The 20760-nt window shown below is 44.9% G+C and carries 18 protein-coding genes and 1 pseudogene; 7 read left to right on the plus strand and 12 right to left on the minus strand.

Annotated elements, in window-relative coordinates:
- Positions 1 to 18 precede the first annotated feature (18 nt).
- The gene (locus CZ794_RS02340) at positions 19 to 1218 is read left to right on the plus strand and encodes a sugar transporter (protein WP_087040033.1); all 1200 of its coding nucleotides are present in this window, start codon (positions 19 to 21) and stop codon (positions 1216 to 1218) included.
- A 43-nt stretch (positions 1219 to 1261) separates the two neighbouring features.
- Here the strand turns inward: CZ794_RS02340 and arfB are convergent, their stop codons facing one another.
- The 6 genes from arfB to CZ794_RS02370 all read right to left on the minus strand — a co-directional run bounded on the left by arfB (position 1262) and on the right by CZ794_RS02370 (position 7382).
- On the minus strand, positions 1262 to 1675 hold the full coding sequence (arfB, locus tag CZ794_RS02345) for an alternative ribosome rescue aminoacyl-tRNA hydrolase ArfB (protein ID WP_087040034.1): 414 nt from the start codon (positions 1673 to 1675) through the stop codon (positions 1262 to 1264).
- A 202-nt stretch (positions 1676 to 1877) separates the two neighbouring features.
- Positions 1878 to 2747 (minus strand): CoA ester lyase, encoded by an 870-nt coding sequence (locus CZ794_RS02350; protein ID WP_256958839.1) that lies wholly within the window; start codon positions 2745 to 2747, stop codon positions 1878 to 1880.
- Between the two features lie 200 nt (positions 2748 to 2947).
- A complete protein-coding gene (locus CZ794_RS02355) occupies positions 2948 to 3709 on the minus strand; it encodes an SDR family oxidoreductase (protein ID WP_087040035.1) in 762 nt (253 codons plus the stop codon).
- 51 nt (positions 3710 to 3760) lie between these two features.
- Positions 3761 to 4543 carry an SDR family NAD(P)-dependent oxidoreductase gene (locus CZ794_RS02360; protein WP_087040036.1) on the minus strand — a complete coding sequence of 261 codons (783 nt, stop codon included), beginning with the start codon at positions 4541 to 4543 and terminating at the stop codon, positions 3761 to 3763.
- A gap of 3 nt (positions 4544 to 4546) precedes the next feature.
- Positions 4547 to 5554 carry an NADP-dependent oxidoreductase gene (locus CZ794_RS02365; RefSeq protein WP_087040037.1) on the minus strand — a complete coding sequence of 336 codons (1008 nt, stop codon included), beginning with the start codon at positions 5552 to 5554 and terminating at the stop codon, positions 4547 to 4549.
- Positions 5555 to 5576: 22 nt separating this feature from the next.
- Complete coding sequence (locus CZ794_RS02370) at positions 5577 to 7382, minus strand: acyl-CoA dehydrogenase (RefSeq protein WP_087040038.1); 1806 nt, start codon at positions 7380 to 7382, stop codon at positions 5577 to 5579.
- A gap of 272 nt (positions 7383 to 7654) precedes the next feature.
- Between CZ794_RS02370 and CZ794_RS02375 the strand changes: the two genes are divergently transcribed.
- The gene (locus CZ794_RS02375) at positions 7655 to 8665 is read left to right on the plus strand and encodes a GlxA family transcriptional regulator (protein ID WP_087040039.1); all 1011 of its coding nucleotides are present in this window, start codon (positions 7655 to 7657) and stop codon (positions 8663 to 8665) included.
- Positions 8666 to 8852: 187 nt separating this feature from the next.
- On the opposite strand, the gene CZ794_RS02380 is transcribed toward CZ794_RS02375, so the two are convergent.
- The 5 genes and pseudogenes from CZ794_RS02380 to CZ794_RS02400 form a co-directional block, all read right to left on the minus strand.
- Positions 8853 to 10130 (minus strand): LD-carboxypeptidase, encoded by a 1278-nt coding sequence (locus tag CZ794_RS02380; RefSeq protein WP_373407882.1) that lies wholly within the window; start codon positions 10128 to 10130, stop codon positions 8853 to 8855.
- 318 nt (positions 10131 to 10448) lie between these two features.
- A complete protein-coding gene (locus tag CZ794_RS02385) occupies positions 10449 to 10754 on the minus strand; it encodes a hypothetical protein (RefSeq protein ID WP_087040040.1) in 306 nt (101 codons plus the stop codon).
- 70 nt (positions 10755 to 10824) lie between these two features.
- On the minus strand, positions 10825 to 11376 hold the full coding sequence (locus CZ794_RS02390; RefSeq protein ID WP_179207225.1) for a hypothetical protein: 552 nt from the start codon (positions 11374 to 11376) through the stop codon (positions 10825 to 10827).
- A 154-nt stretch (positions 11377 to 11530) separates the two neighbouring features.
- A pseudogene (locus CZ794_RS02395) lies at positions 11531 to 12708 on the minus strand (RNA-guided endonuclease InsQ/TnpB family protein).
- Positions 12709 to 12756: 48 nt separating this feature from the next.
- A complete protein-coding gene (locus CZ794_RS02400) occupies positions 12757 to 12942 on the minus strand; it encodes a hypothetical protein (RefSeq protein WP_087040042.1) in 186 nt (61 codons plus the stop codon).
- A 64-nt stretch (positions 12943 to 13006) separates the two neighbouring features.
- Between CZ794_RS02400 and dnaQ the strand changes: the two genes are divergently transcribed.
- The 3 genes from dnaQ (at position 13007) to nudC (ending at position 17578) form a co-directional block, all read left to right on the plus strand.
- Positions 13007 to 14650 (plus strand): DNA polymerase III subunit epsilon, encoded by a 1644-nt coding sequence (gene dnaQ, locus CZ794_RS02405; protein ID WP_087040043.1) that lies wholly within the window; start codon positions 13007 to 13009, stop codon positions 14648 to 14650.
- Positions 14651 to 14794: 144 nt separating this feature from the next.
- A complete protein-coding gene (locus CZ794_RS02410; protein WP_087040044.1) occupies positions 14795 to 16477 on the plus strand; it encodes a hypothetical protein in 1683 nt (560 codons plus the stop codon).
- Positions 16478 to 16618: 141 nt separating this feature from the next.
- Positions 16619 to 17578, plus strand: a complete 960-nt coding sequence (nudC, locus tag CZ794_RS02415; protein WP_087040045.1) for an NAD(+) diphosphatase — start codon at positions 16619 to 16621, stop codon at positions 17576 to 17578.
- Between the two features lie 22 nt (positions 17579 to 17600).
- Here nudC and CZ794_RS02420 read toward each other — a convergent pair whose 3' ends face one another.
- On the minus strand, positions 17601 to 18536 hold the full coding sequence (locus tag CZ794_RS02420; protein WP_087040046.1) for a DMT family transporter: 936 nt from the start codon (positions 18534 to 18536) through the stop codon (positions 17601 to 17603).
- A 93-nt stretch (positions 18537 to 18629) separates the two neighbouring features.
- Here CZ794_RS02420 and CZ794_RS02425 point away from each other — a divergent pair, with 93 nt between their 5' ends.
- Together CZ794_RS02425 and CZ794_RS02430 are read left to right on the plus strand one after the other, a co-directional pair.
- The gene (locus CZ794_RS02425; RefSeq protein ID WP_087040047.1) at positions 18630 to 19520 is read left to right on the plus strand and encodes a LysR family transcriptional regulator; all 891 of its coding nucleotides are present in this window, start codon (positions 18630 to 18632) and stop codon (positions 19518 to 19520) included.
- Between the two features lie 348 nt (positions 19521 to 19868).
- A complete protein-coding gene (locus CZ794_RS02430) occupies positions 19869 to 20723 on the plus strand; it encodes an RnfABCDGE type electron transport complex subunit B (RefSeq protein WP_087040048.1) in 855 nt (284 codons plus the stop codon).
- Positions 20724 to 20760 lie beyond the last annotated feature (37 nt).

Raw genomic sequence — 20760 nt, forward strand, 5'->3', positions numbered from 1 at the left:
TTCTTTGTATTGGATCTTATGAAAAATAACATTGAGACGAGCGCAAACGCTCGCCGCACTCAGTATTTTCAAGTATTTTTAATGGGCGTTAGCGCATTTATCATGAATACCACAGAATTCGTTCCTGTCGCATTATTAAGTGACATTGCACAAGATTTCTCGATCACCACGGCAGAAACGGGCTGGATGTTGACACTCTACGCTTGGATTGTCGCGGCGATGTCACTGCCACTGATGTTGATGACCAGTCGATTTGAGCGCAAGCGTTTGCTTTTGGGCTTGTTTGCGGTGTTCATTGTCAGTCACGTCCTCTCTGTGTTTGCTTGGAGTTTTAATGTCTTGCTAATCAGCCGCGTTGGTATCGCGCTATCTCATGCAATATTTTGGTCAATCACGGCAGCGATTGCCATACGTGTGGCACCCGAAGGCAAAAAAGCGATGGCGCTTAGTGTGCTGGCAACTGGTACCTCATTGGCGATGGTACTGGGTGTGCCTTTAGGACGAGTGATTGGTCAATGGTTTGGCTGGCGCGCGACCTTCGGTGGTATTGGTGTGATTGCGCTCATCGTTTTTATTCTCCAAGCAAGGCTTTTACCAACCCTACCAAGTATGTTTGAAGGATCTTTTAGAAAAATCCCAGAATTGCTCAAAAACCCATTATTGGTCTGCTTGTATTTGCTTATCTTACTCGTTTTTACGGCACACTACACCGCTTACTCTTATATCGAACCGTTTATGCGTCAGGTCGGATCCATCAGTGAGAATTTAGCCACTTTTGTCCTGCTACTGTTCGGTGCTGCTGGTATTTTAGGCAGTTGGATATTTAGTCGCTGGGGAGATCGTTTAAATACTCAGTTAATGCTGATGTCGACGATACTGATGCTCGGCTCGATGCTTGTGCTCTTGCTTGCCGTCACCTCAGTGTGGGCGCTTAGTTTGATTGCGTTGCTTTGGGGTGCTTCGCTGATGTTGCTTATCATCACCATGCAAGCCAAAGTCATCATGGTGGATGTGAATGCGCAAGACATGCTGATGTCGATGTTCTCAGGTATTATCAATTTAGGTATCGGTGCGGGCGCATTATTCGGTGGTTATGCAGTGACGCACATTTCTATATCCAGCGTGGGCTACGTTGGGGCAGCGATTGCTAGCATCGCGCTACTATTGATGTTATTTATGATAAAGCGCTTCCCTGAGCTGAGTAAAAGACTTGGCTAAGTGCCACACGTAGTTAATCCACTGTAGAATAAATAGACTACATTTAGTAGTCCACTTTGCCGCGCAAGGCTTTGGTCTTGCCGCGCTGGGTCTTTTGATCCACGCGTTTGCGCTTGGCATTTCTGCTCGGTTTGGTGGGTTTGCGGGTTTTATTCACATGAGTGGCTTGTATGATAAAGCTCTGCAAGCGCTCAAACGCATCTATTTTATTGCGCTCTTGCGTACGAAACTGCTGGGCTTTGATGATCAGAACCCCGTCTTTGGTGATTCGGCTGTCCTTACTGTCCAGCAAACGCTGTTTTTGAGCGTCGCTCAAACTTGAACCAAGGATATCAAAGCGCAGATGAATCGCAGACGAAACTTTATTGACATTTTGCCCGCCTGCGCCTTGCGCACGCATGGCACTTATGTCCACGTCATTATCATTTAAGCTAATAGTATTACTGATAAAAATCATAGAGTTCTTTTATAAATCGTAATATATGTGGTTTTTGATAGATCTATAGTCGATCCATTTTGAAAGCGATGCAGTAAGACTGGGATGAATTTTTTGCAGCCTCTGTGTTAGCAGCACGCAAAGAAAATTTGTACCAGTCTCACGTGACTATCAACGTACTAATTTAACTTCGAACTGATCGTAGGTGGCTGATGATAAAGCATTATTCTTTTATCTGCCACTGGTTCAATAACTGACGGCAGCGCTCAATGACTGGTGCATCGACCATCTCGCCATCTATTTCAAATACCGCCTGACCGCTTCGCTCATATTCTTCAATCACACGCTTAGCAAACTCAAGCGCCTTGTCGGTCGGCTGCAAGGCTTGCTGCACACTAGCCACTTGCTTGGGATGGATACATAACATTCCTGACATGCCCATTTGTGACCACAATTGTACTCGGGCGCGTAGTCCTACTTCATTATTAAAGTCAGGATAAATGGTATCGATAGGCGGCGCTAGCTTGTGTACCTTTGAGACTACAATAAACTGATAACGAATTTGATTGGCAATAAGGTCGGCTGAAGGCGTGCCAACTTGTACTTGCAGATCATTATACAGATCCAAAAACCCATAGCTAAAAGCGACCAAGCCTACTGCTTTTGCCATACTATCGATTTGGTATAACCCAACAGCACTCTCTATCAAAGCAATTACAGGTAGACCTGTCAGCTGATATACGCTTTCGATATCTTCGGCGCGCTCAGCCTTAGCCAATAGCACTCCAGCCAAGTTAGGCATTTCTTGACAAAGCACTGTGTCTTTAAAAAACTCTTCGCTACCTGCTTGATTGATACGCAGCCAAATGGGCTGATAAGTTTGCTTTGAATTTTGCTCATCGTAGTAGTTTTTTAATGCGTCTCGAGCCGCTGCTTTGTCTTGCTTGGCAACGGCATCTTCCAAATCTACGATGACGGCATCTGCGCCACTAACAAAGGCCTTCTCTACTCTGTCGATGCGAGTCGCTGGCACGAATAACCATGTCTTATTGTGAGCAATGCTATTTATTTTATGATTAGTCAATGAGTCCACGATTCACTCCTTTTAATTATTTGGACTTATTATGCCACGGTGCAGCCTGTTCTTGCTTCCCACTAGCAGCCAATTCAATGGCAAAGTACGCAGAATAGCTATGCACTTCATTAAAAATACAATCCAAAAAACCGCATGAAAGTGATTCTCATGCGGTTCTTAATAATCACGCTATTTTTAACTCGCAGTCTCTTGGCTGATCAAGCCAACATACCACCGTCGACAACGATAGTCGCACCTGTGGTATAGCTTGATGCATCCGACACGAGATACAATACCGTACCAGCCATTTCATCAGGCTCAGCTACGCGCCCTAGCGGAATCGAGTGTAGTGCCATTTTCAATACTTTATCATTGGTCGTCAGAGCTGAGGCAAACTTGGTATCCGTCAGACCTGGCAATAACGCATTCACACGGATATTGAGTGGGCCACATTCTTTGGCAAAGGCTTTAGTCATGCTAATAACCGCCGCTTTGGTGATTGAGTAAATACCTTGCTTATCGCCTGCCACTAATCCATTGACCGATGCGGTATTCAAAATCACACCGCCGCCTTGTTCTTTCATCATTTTGCCAGCGGCTGTCGACATAAAGAAGTAACCACGAATGTTTACCTCAACCGTTTTATCAAAAGCGGCTAAATCCGTATCTAGAATATGGCCATAATATGGGTTGGCTGCAGCATTATTGACCAAGATATCAATTTGACCAAACTCACTTTTGATGTGTTCAAAAACCGCGTCAATTTGCTCCATGTCTCCCACATGACAAGCAAAGGCGCTGGCTTTATGACCGTCAGCTTTGATGCTATCTGCGACTTCTTGGCAGGCATCAATTTTACGGCTAGAGACAATCACGTGTGCCCCTCTTGAGGCCAATAAACGGGCAATAGACTCACCAATACCTCGACTGGCACCTGTCACTAGGGCAACCTTACCGGTTAAATCAAATAAATCCTTCATCGTTATTCCTTATGTTTTTAAATACTATATACGTAAGCGTAAAAGTCAATATTATGCCAACATGCCACCATCTAAGGTAAATGCGTGACCATTCATAAAGCTGCTCTCATCACTAGCCAACCATGCAATCGCAGCAGACACCTCGTCCACCTCGCCCAAACGGCGTAACGGGCTGGCCTTAACGGTTGCTTGCTGCGCGCGTTCGTTCATCGTTGCCATGGTATTACGCACCATTGGTGTATCAATAAAACTTGGACATACCGCGTTAAAACGAATATTGGCACGTGCATATTCATGGGCCGCAGATTTGGTCAATCCCATTACGCCATGTTTGGCGGCACTGTAAGCCGATAACATGGGCGCAGAACGCAGACCGGCAATAGACGCTACGTTAATCACATGACCACCGCCATTCGGTATCATACAATTGACAGCAGCACGCATACAGTGCCAGACCCCTTTTAGGTTCACAGCGATATTACGGTCAAAGTCATCATCACTTAGCTCATGCATAGGCGAAGGTTTATGGTCGATACCTGCGTTGTTTACCACCACATCTATGCCACCTAATGTCTCCATCGCGAAGTCAAACAATGCACGCACTTCATCACCGCTGGTCACATTTACCTTTCTAAAAGTGATGCTATTGCCAGCATCTTGACCTTGTTTGGCAACCGCTTCACCTATTTCTTCGGCCATATCACCAATGACGACTTTTGCGCCGCGACTGGCTAGTAGTAATGCACTTGCTGCACCAATACCTGATGCCCCGCCAGTGATCAAAATACGTTTACCCGTTACATCTGATGCAATTCCGTTTGTATTCAGTGTCATGATTTATTCCTCTACCTTAAGTACCAGTTTGCCGAAGTTTTCACCTTTAAAGAGCATCATAAGCGTATCAGGAAAGGTCTCAATACCTTCAACGATATGGTCTTTTACTTTGATGTCACCTGATTGAATCCAGCCAGCAATCTCTTTCATGGCGATTGGATATTCTTTAATATTATCGAACACCACAATACCTTCCATACGAGCACGATTGACCAATAGCGATAAATAGTTCGATGGGCCTTTTACCGCTGTCGTGTTGTTATACTGACTAATAGCACCGCAGATAACGATGCGTGCACGTAGATTAATTTGAGTCAGCACGTCATTTAAAATATCACCGCCAACGTTATCGAAATAGACATCAACGCCATTTGGACAGGTTTTCTTCAGTGCTTTTTTCACGTCTTCGTTTTTATAATCGATCGTCGCATCAAACCCAAGCTCATCGACTAAGAATTTGCATTTCTCGCTACCGCCTGCGATACCAACGACGCGGCAGCCTTTGATTTTGGCAATCTGACCGACCAAGCTACCAACAGCACCTGCAGCACCTGATACCACGACGGTCTCGCCTGCTTTTGGCTGACCTGTTTTTAACAGACCAAAATACCCTGTCATGCCCGGCATCCCAAGTACGCCCAAATAGTAAGGTAGCGGTGCAAGATTTGGATCAACTTTATGCAATCCTGTGCCATCACTGACCGCATGTGATTGCACGCCATCGTGACCTGCAACATAATCCCCAACGGCGAATTTCTCATGCTTACTTTCAATCACTTCACCCACCGTACCAGCGCGCATGACGTCACCAATTTTTACTGGTGCGATATAAGATTTGGCATCGTTTAGCCAGCCGCGCATCGCAGGATCGATAGAGATATAATCAACTCTAATCAGTAATTGACCATCGGTAATAGTCGGTATTTCTGTCTCAGTATAATCCCAAGTTTCAGCACTTGGTTCGCCGACTGGTCTTGCTTTTAGTCGCCACTGCTTATTTATGGTTGTCATTATTCTTTCCTTAGAATTGTTCTTAGAACCAGTCCGCTTGCATATCAGTGCAAACGGAATTGTTATTGTTTAAAATGGCAATATCACGGTTAATTAATGGTAGTTCCCAATCGATGAAGTACTTCGCCGCTTGTATCTTGCCTTTATAGAAATTCTGCTGTTCCACATCTTGCGTTGTACTTAGTAGTTGTTCGGCTTTACTTGCTTGGCGAATCCAAATCCAGCTCAGCACAATTGAAGCAAAAATATTCATCAGCGCCTGCGCATTGCCCGTGAGCGTGATGGCTTCTTCTTTCTGCAACACTTTGCTTAGATGCACCAATACTTCATGCAAATGACCCATATAAGGTGTTAATTTACCCGCCAGTGCCGCACTCTCAGGCGTAGTAATATTTTCTAGATCTTGAGTGATTTCACGTTTTAGTATCTGAATACCAAGACCACCCTTTTGCCACAATTTACGAAATGACAAATCTAGTGCCTGTACGCCATTTGTGCCTTCATGAATGGGGTTAAGACGATTGTCACGCCAAAACTGCTCAGCATGATATTCACGCGTATAACCGGCACCGCCCAATACTTGAATACCCAAATCATTGGCTTTTGGCCCATATTCAGACGGCCATGCTTTTAGCACTGGCGTTAGCAAATCTAATAGCTCTGTCAGCTCGTTTTTTAGGGTTTCGTCTTCACAGGTATTGATACGGTCAATTAGGTTTGAGCCGTATAAGCACAGGGAGATCCCGCCCTCAGAGTAGGCTTTTTGTGCCAATAGCATACGCTTTACGTCACCATGCTGAATAATGGCAGTCGCATCATCTTCAGGTTTGTTGTTTGGCGCAATGCGACCTTGTGTTCTGTCTTTTGCGTAATCGAGCGAATACTGATAGCCACGATAGCCAATCATCGCCGCACCAAAACCAACCGCAATGCGTGCCTCATTCATCATTTTGAACATATAACGCAGACCAAAATGCTCATCACCGATCAAATAACCATGACAATCGCCCGCGTCACCGAAGCTCAATGCCGTGGAAGTCGCACCTCTATAACCAAGTTTGTGAATCAGACCAGTCAGATGTACATCGTTACGCTCGCCAACAGACATATCATCGTTCAAGCGATACTTAGGTACGGCAAATAAAGAGATGCCTTTTACCCCACTAGGGCCACCGGGAATCTTGGCCAATACCAGATGGACAATATTGTCAGACAGTTCATGATCCCCTGCTGAGATATAAATCTTGCTGCCTTTGACACGATAGGAGCCATCGTCTTGTTTAACTGCGGTGGTTTTGATGTCGGCAAGTGATGAACCAGCGTGCGGCTCTGTCAGCGCCATGGTTCCAGTAAACCCACCTGTCAGCATGCGCGGCATAAACGCCGCTTTGATATCCTCATTCGCAAAGTGAGAGATGACATTGATTGCTGCTGTCGTCAAAAATGGATAGGCCGTCGTTGATGGGTTAGCAGCCATAAAATAGCCTGCCACAGCTGTCATAACCGTTTCGGGCAGTTGCATGCCGCCATCTTCAAAACTATAACGACCTGCAATAAAGCCCGACTCGCGAAACGCATCAAAAGCGACTTTGACATCGCTGATCATGCTGACCTTTTTACCATCGAACTGCGGTTCGTTCTTATCTGCCAAGTGATTGTGCGGCAAAAATAAATCCGTCGCGATCTTGTTTGCCGTATCTAATACCGCATCGAAAGTCTCACGGCTGTGTTCTGAAAATTTCGAATGCTCAGTGAGGGTTTGTGTTCCCAATACATCGTACAGCTGGAACGGTAATTCAAAGTCGTTGATAAGGGTGTCTGCTGCCATAGTCGTCTCTTTTAGTAAAGTTCAAATATCGTCAATCATGAAAATCCGTTTATCTTACTGCCATCTGTAATGGCTTTATCTCTTCTATTTACTGCATCATTGAGAAGGCAAAATAAAGGGCATAAATGCTTATCAATTGATATTAAGCTAATTTAGCGCTTTGCCGTATTGTCATTTATGACATAATCATGGTCAAATGAGACAAAATTTTAAGAAAAATTCATCAAAAACACCCTATTTTTGACAAACGTACCTAAAGACACGAAAGACTTATGCCTTATTTCAAACCGTTTAAAGTAATCATTCTTGGCTTCGATGGTGTGCTTGGTAGTGTGCTCGCTGGCGCCTTAGATCTGTTTTCATTTACAGGGGTCAGCTGGCAGCGATTTTTAGATGAGGACGTAGAGCCACGATTTAAGGTACAGATCGCAAGCTTGGGTGGCGGTGCTATCAGATGTAGTAATCGCTTAATGGTTCATGCCCATTGTGATATTCAAGACGTGACAGAGTGTGACTTATTGCTAGTACCTACCATTGGCGATTCTATTGATAAGGTATTGAAGCAAAACAGTGAGCTGCTCCCGCATTTAAAGCGACTGGCCAATACCAACGCTGATATTGCGAGCAACTGTAGCGGGGCTTTTTTTCTGGCGGAGGCAGGGTTGTTAGATCATAAAGTCGCCACCACCCATTGGGGCTATGCCAATAAATTTAAGGCAGACTTTCCACTGGTGGACTTACAAGAGAACCAGTTTGTTACTCATTCAAGTAACGATGCTGGCAATATATTTTGTGCGGCAGGCGGTAGTGCTTTTTATGACTTAGGATTGTTATTAATAGAGCGCTACTGCGGGCGGGAGATCTCGACACAAGTAGCAAAAACTCAGATTATTGACAGCAAACGAGGTAATCAGAATAGCTATACCAACGTGACTTTGCACAAGCCGCATTCCGATCAGTTGGTCAAACAAGTTCAAGAATTTATCGAACAAAACTTCCAGCAGCCAATACAAGTCAGTAGTTTGGCTGCTATGGTCAATATTACCCCACGCACCTTGAACAGACGCTTTCAAGCCAGCGTGGCGATGCGACCCGTTGAATATATTCAGGCTGTCAGAATTGAGCAAGCCAAGCGCTTATTAGAATCGGGCGATGTGACGATAAAATCGCTGGCGGATCAAGTGGGTTATGAGGACATCTCGTCATTCACACGCTTGTTCAAACGTACTACCGAGTTGACGCCTAAGGAGTACCAAGACAAGTTTTCACGGTTAGCGATTTAATGACTTAATAATATAGTGAATGTAGTATAAAAACGAGTCAGTGGGACTGGAGCAAATTTTTCTTAGCCTCTGCCTGCGAAGGCACAGCAAGCAAGCAAGCAAGCAAGCAAGCAAAATGTACTTCAGTTCAGCGTTGAAATGTAGCGTCTCTGTTCTATTTTGAATCGACTATAGTATTGTTTAGCTCTTAAGCCTTCTGCCACAACCCTTCGACATGAATCGTATCGGCTTCAATCGTGGGATAATCAGTAAATGACAATTGATAGCCGCCCACTGTGTTAGGAGTCAGCTGACAAGTCGCTCCAAGCGGAAAGCTGTGTTTTTTGCCAATATGACCAAAACGCATCCCACTATAAATGGGCAGTCCTGTCAATTTGTGCAACTGACGGACCACAGTAGCGACATCATAACGCTTATCGTAGCTGTCCTCGCCCGAACCAGACAATGCGCCAAATACAATCGCTTGCTGACCCTTAAACATGCCCGCTAAGTACAAGTCATATAACATGCGCTCAATGCGATAAGCCTGCTCGCCCACATCTTCCAAAAACACAATACCGCCCTTAATGCGCGGCAAATACTCACTGCCAGCCAGCGCTGAGACCACACTCAGGTTGCCACCCCAAATGGTGCCGCGCACTGCCTTCGGTTCACCTATTGTCAGAATACTGGGTAACTGCGGGCTGGTTAAAGACGCATCCTTGATGCTGATCGTCAGATTAGGGTTGCTCAAGGCATTGGCAAATTGTTGGCACGTTACTTGATCGGTATTGATTTTGCCAAACTCACTATAAAGCATGGGAGCCGCAAGTGAGCTCATCCCCCCTTTTGCCAATAGTGCACATTGAATAGCGGTCACATCACTAAACCCTGCGAGTATCGTGCCGCGTTCTTTCATAATACGCCCAAGCGTTGACCAATCAACCATCGGTAATAAACGCATCGCGCCATAGCCACCACGTACGCCCAATAGCAATTTAGGGGCCGCTATGGCACCAGTCGCGATATTTTGAAGATCACTGGCGCGTTGCGCGTCCGTACCTGCAAAGCGCAAATATTGTCGACTGGTGATGGTAGGATTACTTATTTTAAACCCCGCACAAGCCACACGATCCAGCGCCAATTGATTGCGCTCATCACTGCCGCCCACATTGGAGCTGGCAAAAAGCTGCGTTTCGATAGTGGGCGTAATACAGTTTATGGTGAGAGATGTCTGCGATGACGCATCATTTTGCACCAATGGCAGATCATCTTTGGTCAGTGACGTGCTGTTATCTTTGTCCGCTGTATTGGCAGCCAGAACTTGAGAGATGCTTTGAGTGGCTAACAATCCTGTGCCCGCACTTACTCCCAATTGCCGCAAAAACTGCCTGCGATTCAGTCCAGTTTTTGCATTCGTCACTGAAGCGGATTTTTGGCTATTGGCAGCGGTAGCGTCCTGTGTCCACGGTGTCTTTGAGACCATATCTTGCGACTTCCTTCTTACTTTTGTCTGAGTTGTTATTTTCATCAGCTATAAAAGACAAGATTATAACGTGCCTGCTCATAGATATGGTTGCCCAACCCTTGCCCGTATTTACTTTTTCGCTACTGTGCCGATAATGATGCTTGAATTGTCATATCCAACATAAAAAAGGCCGCTCTTGACGTAAACTTCATAACGCTTAAATAGCAAAAAAGCCAAGATCGATAACCTAGTATCGGTCGTGGCTTTTTATTGGTTATTTATCATATTCAATTGATTGTGCGTTATTAACTGCCTACGATTAACTGCCTACAAATATCAATCAGGCACATCATAACTGGCTTTTTCGGGATTGAGACCGAATGAGCAGACAAAGGTAGCAACGAGACTATTCACAATAATGAAAGGCAGATCAATGGTGGCGTGTCCCAGCGCATAGCGACCGATGAGCCATGATACAATCAGCATAACGATAAAAAACAGACCCAAACACGCCAAAATCGTCGGATGTTTTAGATTGTAAGGCTGGTCGGGTTTGGGTTTTTTGTCCAAAACATAGGTTCTTATTGCCCAACCTGCTGCATAAGAAAACCCGCCCAACACCACATAACTAAAAAAATTCATATTGCCTGACTCTGATGACGGTTTATAACAAACGATGATTGATGTTTAACAAGGCTTAATTGCCAATTATTCACACACTTTCATTCACATTATCGACGATAATATCGGCATGAGGATTGGCCAAAATATCGGTATTAACCTCATCACACTCAACGCGATAGATCGTATTGGCACCGCGATAGATATAAGATAAATACTCACTGTCTAACAATGGGTCGATGTTGGCGTACGCAGATTTGACATGAGCCAGTACCAGTACTCTATCAGGACGCCCAAGCACGGCATCGACATTGTTTGGGTCAATAGAAAAGAATTTTGAGACATCACGGTTTTCAATCACTTCTAATGGCTCAGGATTGTCCCAAACACGCTTGGCACTGGCAGGCTCTTTCATTTGCATCACCCAAGCCCCATCTTGTTGGCTGACTTTTATTTGGGCAGGCTCATCATTACTTACTGTATAACAGCCTTCAAAAATAGACAAATCGACTGCCTCAGCCACCTGTGTCTCGGTTTGTTTACTATTATCATTACAAGCTGTCAAAAATAACGCGCTGCTCACCGCCAAGCTAACGATAAGGTGCGTCAATCTGTTTGAAACAACGTTTGTGCCTAAGGACATAATCGGATTATCCTGCATTCATGCGTTAAGAGCGTGTGTTGAGAGCATTACTATTGAAGCGCATTGCTATTAAACAGTACAGTAACTAAAGCATTGTGGCACAAACAAACATACTGCCATTTATGGTGACTGTTTTTGTCCAAAACTTCCATTTTCATAGGAAGATTTTAGTAGCTGGCGCTATTTTAACAGAAAACCAGCAGGTTACTATTATCCTTTGACTTCCTCCCCGCCCTCGAAGGACGGGGATTCCTACTAAAGACGGTCAAGCCCGACCGCGAGTATGTTTTTAGCTCCATTAACGTCGCGTTGATGGACAGTTTGACAAGAACTGCAAAACCATACTCTGACACCAAGATCTGCTCTACCTTTCGGACTGTCTTGGCGTGAGCCGCAACACGAGCAGGTTTGGGTTGTGTACGCTTCATTTACTTCAATATAGTGACAACCTGCATTCTTGCATTTGTAATCCAGTTGCCGCTTAATTTCAAACCAACCAGCGTCATAGACGGATTTGGCTAGATTTGTTGACGTGAATGATTTTGATTTTATCTTTCCAACAACGATTAAATTATTGGCTTTGACTAATGTATTGGTAAATTTATGAATTAGGTCTTGGCGGGTGTTTTTAATCTTGGCGTGAATGGCTCTGACTCGCTTTTTATGCTTAGCGCGTTGGGCGATTGCTAGCTTTTCAGCGTACTTATGAGTCAGCTTAGTGGTCAAAACATCACCATCACTGGTGACTGCTGACTCTTTACAGCCCAAATCAATACCAACTTGACCAGTACCACAAACGGTTTTTGGAAACTCTTTAACGGTGATACAGGCGTACCAGTTACCACGAGAATCTTGCACTAGCTCACACGTATTGATGCTGTAGAGCGCTAGATTATAGCTGTCCCACAAATCAATGATCAGCTTTTGACCTTTGGCTAAGCTGAGTTGCAGGGTGGTTTTCAAGCTTTTCTTACCTGATTGACGGGTTGCCAAGTGTTTGATAGCCGTCTTTTTAAAAGGAATCCACCCTAAGTTTCTACGTTTGGCTTTTGGGTTGTTGGTACGCCAATTGAGTTTGTCTTTTTTAAACTGTTTACGAGACTTAGCGTGGGTTTCAGTGATGGCTTGTAAGGTTTGGCTGTGCAGGTTCAGGTATTCACCTGCGCCTTTGATGTAAGCAGCTAGATCGTAGGCTGAGAAGAAGTGACCTGTACGCTGCAAGTGTTTAAAACTCAACTCATTGACGTAATTCCAGACAAAATTAACCGCACCAGCCAATATATTTAGCTGACCTGCGTGTTTGTCTTTGATGCGTAGTTTGAGTGTTTTCATGAGCTAAGTATGGTTGTGTGTTATATTAAAATCAACAGCCATTAACAGCTATGCGACAGCTGCTGACGCCTGATATCCACGCCCATCGACGTGACGTGGTTTTACGGCGCTAGGTGATAAATTGCCATACAATAGGGTATCTATGAGTTCGCGATTTTGTACATGACGACTGCCCATATCAGCGATAGATTTGTTATACTCAAACCCAGCATCTAGATGGGTCGTTATGGTCATCCTCACCGTAGCACCGCTTTTCTTTCTCTCCCTTATTCAGCACTTATCAGGTCAATATATTTTTATGTCAGACAATCGCAACACACCTTCATTGAACCCACATAGCGCGATGAACCCATTGGCTGCCAAAGCGAATACCACTGTGGCCTATACCGATGGCGCCTGTAAAGGCAACCCTGGTGCTGGCGGCTGGGGTGCCCATCTTATTTTTAGTGATGGACGTACGCAGGATCTATACGGTGGTGATAAAGAGACCACCAATAATCGTATGGAATTGATGGGTGCCATACAAGCACTGATGCACAGTCCTCTTGAGCACAGACTTGAGATTTGGACCGACTCAAGTTATGTCCAAAAAGGGATTACAGAATGGATTGAGGGCTGGAAAAAAAGAGGCTGGAAAACAGCCGGCAAAAAGCCTGTGGCCAATCAGGACCTGTGGCAACAATTGGATGCGTTGACTCAAAAACGTGATGTTGATTGGCACTGGGTGAAAGGTCATGCTGGACATGCTGGCAACGAAAAAGCGGATGAGTTAGCCAACCTAGGCGTTACCTCCAGTAGCGACCATTCATCAGCCCTGCACACACAAGATTTATCTAAAAAAAAAGTGCCTTTAACGACTGACGAGACATCAACGGCTTCTGGGCACGATTGGCTAAGTTTTGACCCGCTAGGTCTTGATATGAGCGACGATGAGCTTGATGACGAACTTGATAATGAGTCACTAGAAAGTCATAACAATGACAATAACATGATGGCTAAAGACGCTATAATAGACACAAATCGTTATGAGGCACACACTCATACACCGTCTCATACGACCAAACCAATGAGTACTATAGATATGCCAGAAGCCCATGTACCAATGAATGTAACAACATCTGTACCAATGACCGATACAATGAATGAAGACAAGCTGCCAGAGATAGCGGATGATGGTGTCAAATTCGATGGTGATACCAGTCGTGCCAATCCACACTTTAAGCCACTACTGCCTGAGCCAAAGCACCGTCATGAATTTGATCGTCAATTGATTATGGATACCGAGACCACAGGACTTGATGCGCTAAAAGGCGATCGTGTCATCGAAGTCGGTATCGTTGAGATGGTTGGTCGTAAATTTACTGGCGAAAAACTGCATGTCTATATCAATCCACAGCGCGGCATGGATGAAGAAGTCATTCGCATTCATGGTATCTCTGAAGCATTTTTGGCGGATAAGCCAACCTTTGATCAAGTAGCAAAATCGCTATATGACTTTATGGATGGGGCAGAAATCATCGCTCATAATGCCTCGTTTGATATGAACTTCTTAAATATGGAGTTTGCCAAAGTTGGTCTCAATGACTTTGCCGAGCGGGTGCGAGTGACTGACTCTTTGGCCATGGCAAAACAGCAGTATCCGGGGCAAAAAAACACCCTGGATGCTTTGGTAAGGCGCTTAGATGTTGGTAAGCAAGATCGTACTTTTCACGGTGCTTTACTTGACTCAGAGATTTTGGCTGAAGTATATTTAGCGATGACAGGTGGGCAGGTCACGCTCGCCATTGAAGAAGATACACAAACTGAGGGCGGACAAACTGCCCATGCCAACTTTGCCGATCTAGCCGCTTTATTACTGGCGTCAAGTACAGACGAAGACGCAAACCAACAATGGTACACCTCGCTTTCAGAGGACTACCCTGAGCTTAAAGCCAATATGTAGTTATTAATCGTCATCGTTTTTGACATTGCCAATGCTACAGTACAGTATTCATGATTACAGTCAGCGTTAAAACAGCACCCATACCTACTTTTAGCATTATCTAACCCATCGCCATTCTCATCAGTACATTATGGAAAAATAACTATGGACCAGTCTGCGCAAATGAAGTTAACCGCTCCCACGCTTAGTATTACTGATTTCAATTTACCCTCACTACATTTGCTGCATGATGAGATTGTCGTAACGCTAAAAGATGCCGAAATTCATCTGGGCGAGTTCAATGACGATGACAGTCAGGCACCTTTACTACTAGATTCTATTGTTGTCCTAAAGCAACTATCCTATATTTTTAAACTGATCTCTTTGGTCGGTGCCGAAGTCTTAAATACCGCAATTGTCAATGGATTACAGCGCCTTTATGACAATGGTGACAATAACGACATTCATTTGATTATGGATCTATCAGAAGCCATTATGACCCTAGAGCGTTATGTCGAATTTGTGCTATTGACGGAGTCGGTAGAGCCTATTTTATTATTGCCAGTGATCAACAAACTGAACGCTCATAGTCACCAAAACCTTATTTCAGCGGACTATTTTTCTGCTTTTGGTAGCAGTAGTGTCATCATTGCCAACCCTGAAAGCAATTTTCAGCCACTCAAAGAGCTGGATGTGAACAACGAACTACTGACCTCCGCTTATCGTAGCGGGCTTAGTGTGGTTTTGCTCAATCAAAATGGCAATGTCAGCCCAGATGAGCAACAAAAAATCGATGCCATGAGTGCGGCCTGTGCACTGATCGCCTCAAAGACCGATAGTTTATTTTGGCAAGCAGCCAATGCCGCTGTCACGGATATCGCCACTCTATTGCCGCTAACCTTGAGTCAAAAACATATCTTTATTTATTTGGAACAACAATTCCAAAGCTATCTGCCAGTGATGGATAGACGTTTTGCTGATTTGGTCAGCTTTGCATGTCAGCGTGACACGACTGAGGCGCAGCAACTGCGTGAACTGTACGCTGACAACCAGTTGGAAGGGCCTCAGATTGAACAGATGAAGCGCTTCTTATTTGGGCCAAATCGTGCGCTGACCGATACTTTGAATACCATTATTCAGACCCAAATCAACACAATCAAAGAAGATGTAGACAGCTACGCACGCGGTGACTCCATCAATCCTGCTGACATGCAGACAGCGCAGATCATTGACGAGCTCACTACCTTGAGCTCAGCACTACGTTTGCTTGGCCTCACAAATGCTGCCAGCAGTCTGAGTACCGCAGCACAAGCGGTCAAGCATTGGCGAGCGCCTGCACCTGAAGACTTTGATCATTTATTATTGGCATTGATGCATGCAGAAAACGCCACCATCGCAATGGCAGAGACACACACGCCAGGGGCTATTTATTTACCATTGAACAACCCTCATATCTCACTGCACCAGCTCAATACTGCCAATGATACCTTGATTCAAGAAAGTCGCACTGCGATTGCCAGTGCCGAACAAGCCATCACTGATTATTTGGACGAGCCAGAGCGAGATTTACTGAATATTCAAAACGTACCCGAAATGATGCGCCAAGTATCAGGAGCTGTACGCTTTTTGCAACTGCCGACTCCTGCCAGCATGCTCAGTCAATTGGCTAATTATATTGAGCAACGCATCGAAAGTGGACAACGCATAGACGATGATACCCTGTCCTATATTGCTGATATTATTATGGCCGTTGATTATCATTTAGAAGGGTTTGAACACAATCGTCCTGTCAGTAAACAGGCGCTCAATGTGGGTCAACAAAGCTTAAGTGCGTTACTGGCGGCTTAATGACGATACGGTTTGATCGTGATGACCATCGTTATGTGCATGATGTTTCATTACGATAGAATTCTCTACATTTTTATTACTTCAAACAGGTTTGTATGTCATGTACTACAAACTTGTTTTTAATGCTTTGGAATGTCGTATATGACCCATGCTTTTGTATTTCGTGATGACACGCTTTTATGTCGTCAAACATCTGATGGCTGGTGGCCATTGCAGGTTCAATTACCGCAGTCTACTCCACAATCAGAAGATGGCGAGCGTTCACCAACCTATCAAGTGGGTCGAGTCGCGCTACTTGAGAGCCTAGCACCCAGTCATTGGTTGTCTGATAGTTTGCCAAAGAGCTCCGTTGAGTCTGGACATCAAGCGATTGAGACTGATAGTGTTGACACTTTCACAGCACAAAGCACCAATGCCGTTACTGATACCTACGCTCTAGCGCACAATATGGTATTGCCAGCGATTACCGACCATAGCGGATACGATTTTTTGCCTTATCGACAGCTGATTACCCAGCTGCCTATCGCATTATCTACGCAAATCAGTCAAGCCATACAGCTACTGCGTTGGCAACAAGATACGCAGTTTTGTAGTCGCTGTGCCACACCTGCTGTTCATACCAAAACAGATGAACGCGCAATGGTTTGTCCTGTGTGCCAGTTGCGCCAGTATCCTCGTGTCCAGCCATGTGTCATCACCGCGATCACTCGTCCCAACCCAACAACAGGTGAGATGCAAATTTTACTGGCTCAGCATCGACGCCATGGTGTACAAAAGCAACCGGCGATGTATGGTTTGATTGCCGGCTTCGTCGAAGTGGGTGAAAGTCTAGAGCATGCTGTGGTACGCGAAGTTGCAGAAGAGGTCAACATCAGTGTGACCGACATACGCTACGTAAGCAGTCAGCCTTGGCCATTTCCTTCTAACTTGATGCTGGGTTTTAGAGCCACTTATGCAGAGGGCGACATTGTTATTCAAGAAGAAGAGCTGACCCACGCGGATTTTTTTGATATCTCAAACCTGCCCCAAATTCCTTTTAAGGGCAGTATTGCTTATGAATTGATTGCACTCGTCGCTCATGAGCAGGGCCTGAGCTTATAAGGGTTTGGTTTGTCTATCTTACTTAGACAGTCGCTTTACGGTTTGCCAAACGTGCCTGCTGCCATTTGAACAATCTGGGTATTAATAGTCCAGCAATGACAATCATCATGCCAACCAATTGTAAAACAGTGACTTGTTGACCGTAAGCGAATGCGGTCAGCGCTGCAAAAACAGGCACAAAATTAAAGAACAAAGACGCATTGGCAGCACCCAATTGCTTCACGCCAGAAATCCATAACAGGTAACCACCAACCGTGCCAAAGACCCCAATAAATATCAAATCAACAAGCACGCCTCGACTGATTACTAGGCTTTCTTGTATTGGGTGTACCTCTGCACTAAACAGTACCATCAGCGAGATGACGCCTAGACCCGACAGCATACCCACCAAGGTATAAGGAATCATTGGCATCCAGCGACTAATGCCTTGGGTCAGATAAGTATAAAGACTCCAGCACAACATGCCCAAAAAGATCATTTGATCGCCGTGATTAAACTCAAAACCCAACAGTTTGGTAAATGCGCCATCGGTCAGTACCAGTAGCACGCCAGAGAGACAAACCACCAAACTAAACAGCGCGCCCTTGGTAGGAAATTGACGCTGCGCCACAGAACCAATCAATGACGTGACCAGCGGGCTGAGTGCCATGATTAACGCACCATTATTGGCATTGGTCTGAGCCAAGCCTGTGAACAGACCCAGATTCAAACCACCAACACCGATGATGGACACACCAATTGCCCATGCCCATTGTTTTGGCGTGAGAGTCGGCATTGGCATGTGCTTGTATTTTGCATAAAAATACAGACATATAGCGGCAATACTAAAGCGCCACATGACTAAGGTTAAGGCATTGACCTCGCCCAAAGCATGTTTGCCAACAGGAAAGCTTGCCCCCCAAAAAAACGTGCACAATAACAGACATAGTACGGCATTGGTATTCGCGGAACGGCTCATATTACATCCAAAAAACTTGCGAAAAGATAACCACCAGTGTATATATTTTAAATACGGTATAAACAAGCAATAACGAGAGCATAGATTCCGAATATGAAATTTAACTACTCCCTCGATGACATGCGCAGCTTTTGCGCGGTTGTCCGTTACGGCAGCTTTCGTCAAGCCTCTGTCATGCTAGATATGCCACTATCCACATTGAGCCGCCGTGTTGCCAAATTAGAATCCGATCTGGCACTCAGACTGCTCAATCGTGATGCGCACCGCGTGCAGCTAACCCATGCAGGACAACAGTATTACAAAAGTAGCGCCCATCTGTTTGACGAGTTAGAAAACGTCGCGGTTTGCTTATTACAAGATAAAAATCAAGCCAAAGGTACGATTAGAGTCAGTGCTCCTGTCAACTTTGGTAGCGATATTTTGGCACCCTATTTCAATGCCTTTTTAAAGCGATATCCAGATATCCATTTGGATTTACGACTATCCAATCAAACCATTGATATAGAAGCACAGGCCATTGATATCGCTTTTCGCATTGGTGAGCACAGTGCTGATCACTGGATTGGACGACAGCTGACCAATATTCGCTTTATGATTTGTGCCTCAAGTATTACCGATATCTCTGCTATTCATGTGCCCAATGATTTGGCGGGTTACCCTACCGTATTGTGCACGCCTATGTCGACTTGGCATCTGCAACATCGCACGACAGGTGAGGTGCACACGCATCAGCCAACGCACAATGTTCGTTTAAAGGTCGATAACATCAGCTTGCTGACAAAGGCTATTGCGGATGGTATCGGGTTGGGTTTTATTCCCGATTATGATGCTGAGCCTTTGATTGCATCAGGACATTTGCAGCAAGTATTGCCTGATTGGCACAACCAACCTAGAGGCTGTCAGATGCTCTACCGCGACCGTGATAACATGCCTTATCGTATGCATTTATTGATCAATTTTATGCTCAAGTGCTTTGATAAGTAGTCGCTTCGCTAATGATTGTTTTCTTATGCTGATGATCTGTGCCACATTTAAACCAAATACTGCATGCTGTCACCGCTATTTTTTAACGCTTACCTCATAGCCTTAGTATTTGACTATACTGTTTTGGGGCTGCAAATGTGTTAATCTTTCGCGGCAAAAGAGCAGTCACTCCTCGGTTTGTTGCCATAGAACATATAGCGTCTATACACAAACTTGTGATATGCCGATAAAATGCTCAATTAATAGCCTCTTATAAATAGCCCTTTATAATAGTCACTTGTCTGTCTCTTTATTAATAGAGATAGAAGACGACCTTTGATAATGACCGATATTAAGGCCTGCAATACCATGTCCCAAACCGACACCCATTCTCAAGATACGCCACAAACTCGCTTGGCAGACCTGCCTATCTTGTTTACGTCATTGCATATTGATACCTTGCCCGCTGACGTACAAACAAAAATCTCACGTATTGATGCTTGTTTACCGCAAACCCAATGTGGTCTTTGTGAACATCCAGATGGCTGTTTGCCCTACGCGGCTGCCATCGTTTTAGAGGACGAGCCACACAACAAATGCGTACCTGGTGGGCAGCCCGTTACTGATGCCATCGCACAGATTCTGTATCCTGATACTCATAAAATACCCCTCATAGCCGCTCCCTCTCAATGGCCAATAGACACTGCCTCTGGAAGACCTACCGAGGTGCGCGCAGTGATTCGTGAGGACGATTGTATTGGCTGCACCAAGTGTATTCCCGCTTGTCCCGTGGATGCTATCGTTGGTACAGGCAAACACATGCATACCATCTTTACTGACCTCTGTACTGGCTGCGAGCTATGTATTGCGCCTTGCCCCGTTGATTGTATTGACTTGGTCACAATAGAGCGCGAGGTTTCTGTCTCTGAACGAGAAGTCGAGCAAGAAGATTTGAGGCTGCGCTATCACACGCATTTAAGACGAGTGACCGAACAGCTTGCAGATAGCAGCAATAGCAGACCAGTCGTCAGTATGGTAGAGGCCAAACTGAACAATGTAGCGAGCCAATCTCTCAATATCAGTGAGTCTCAAGCGAAAAACACCATTGCCGCGGCCAAGTTGCGTACTAAGATTAAGAAACTGGAAAAACAACTGAGCGTTCGTGCCAATGAGCAAAAGCAAGCTGAGCTTGAAGCACTACAGGCCGAGCTTTTACAGTTCTAATCATTTGATACACAATACGCGCTGCTCAATTGCTATA

The organism is Psychrobacter sp. JB385 (assembly GCF_900163785.1).
Lineage (GTDB): Bacteria > Pseudomonadota > Gammaproteobacteria > Pseudomonadales > Moraxellaceae > Psychrobacter.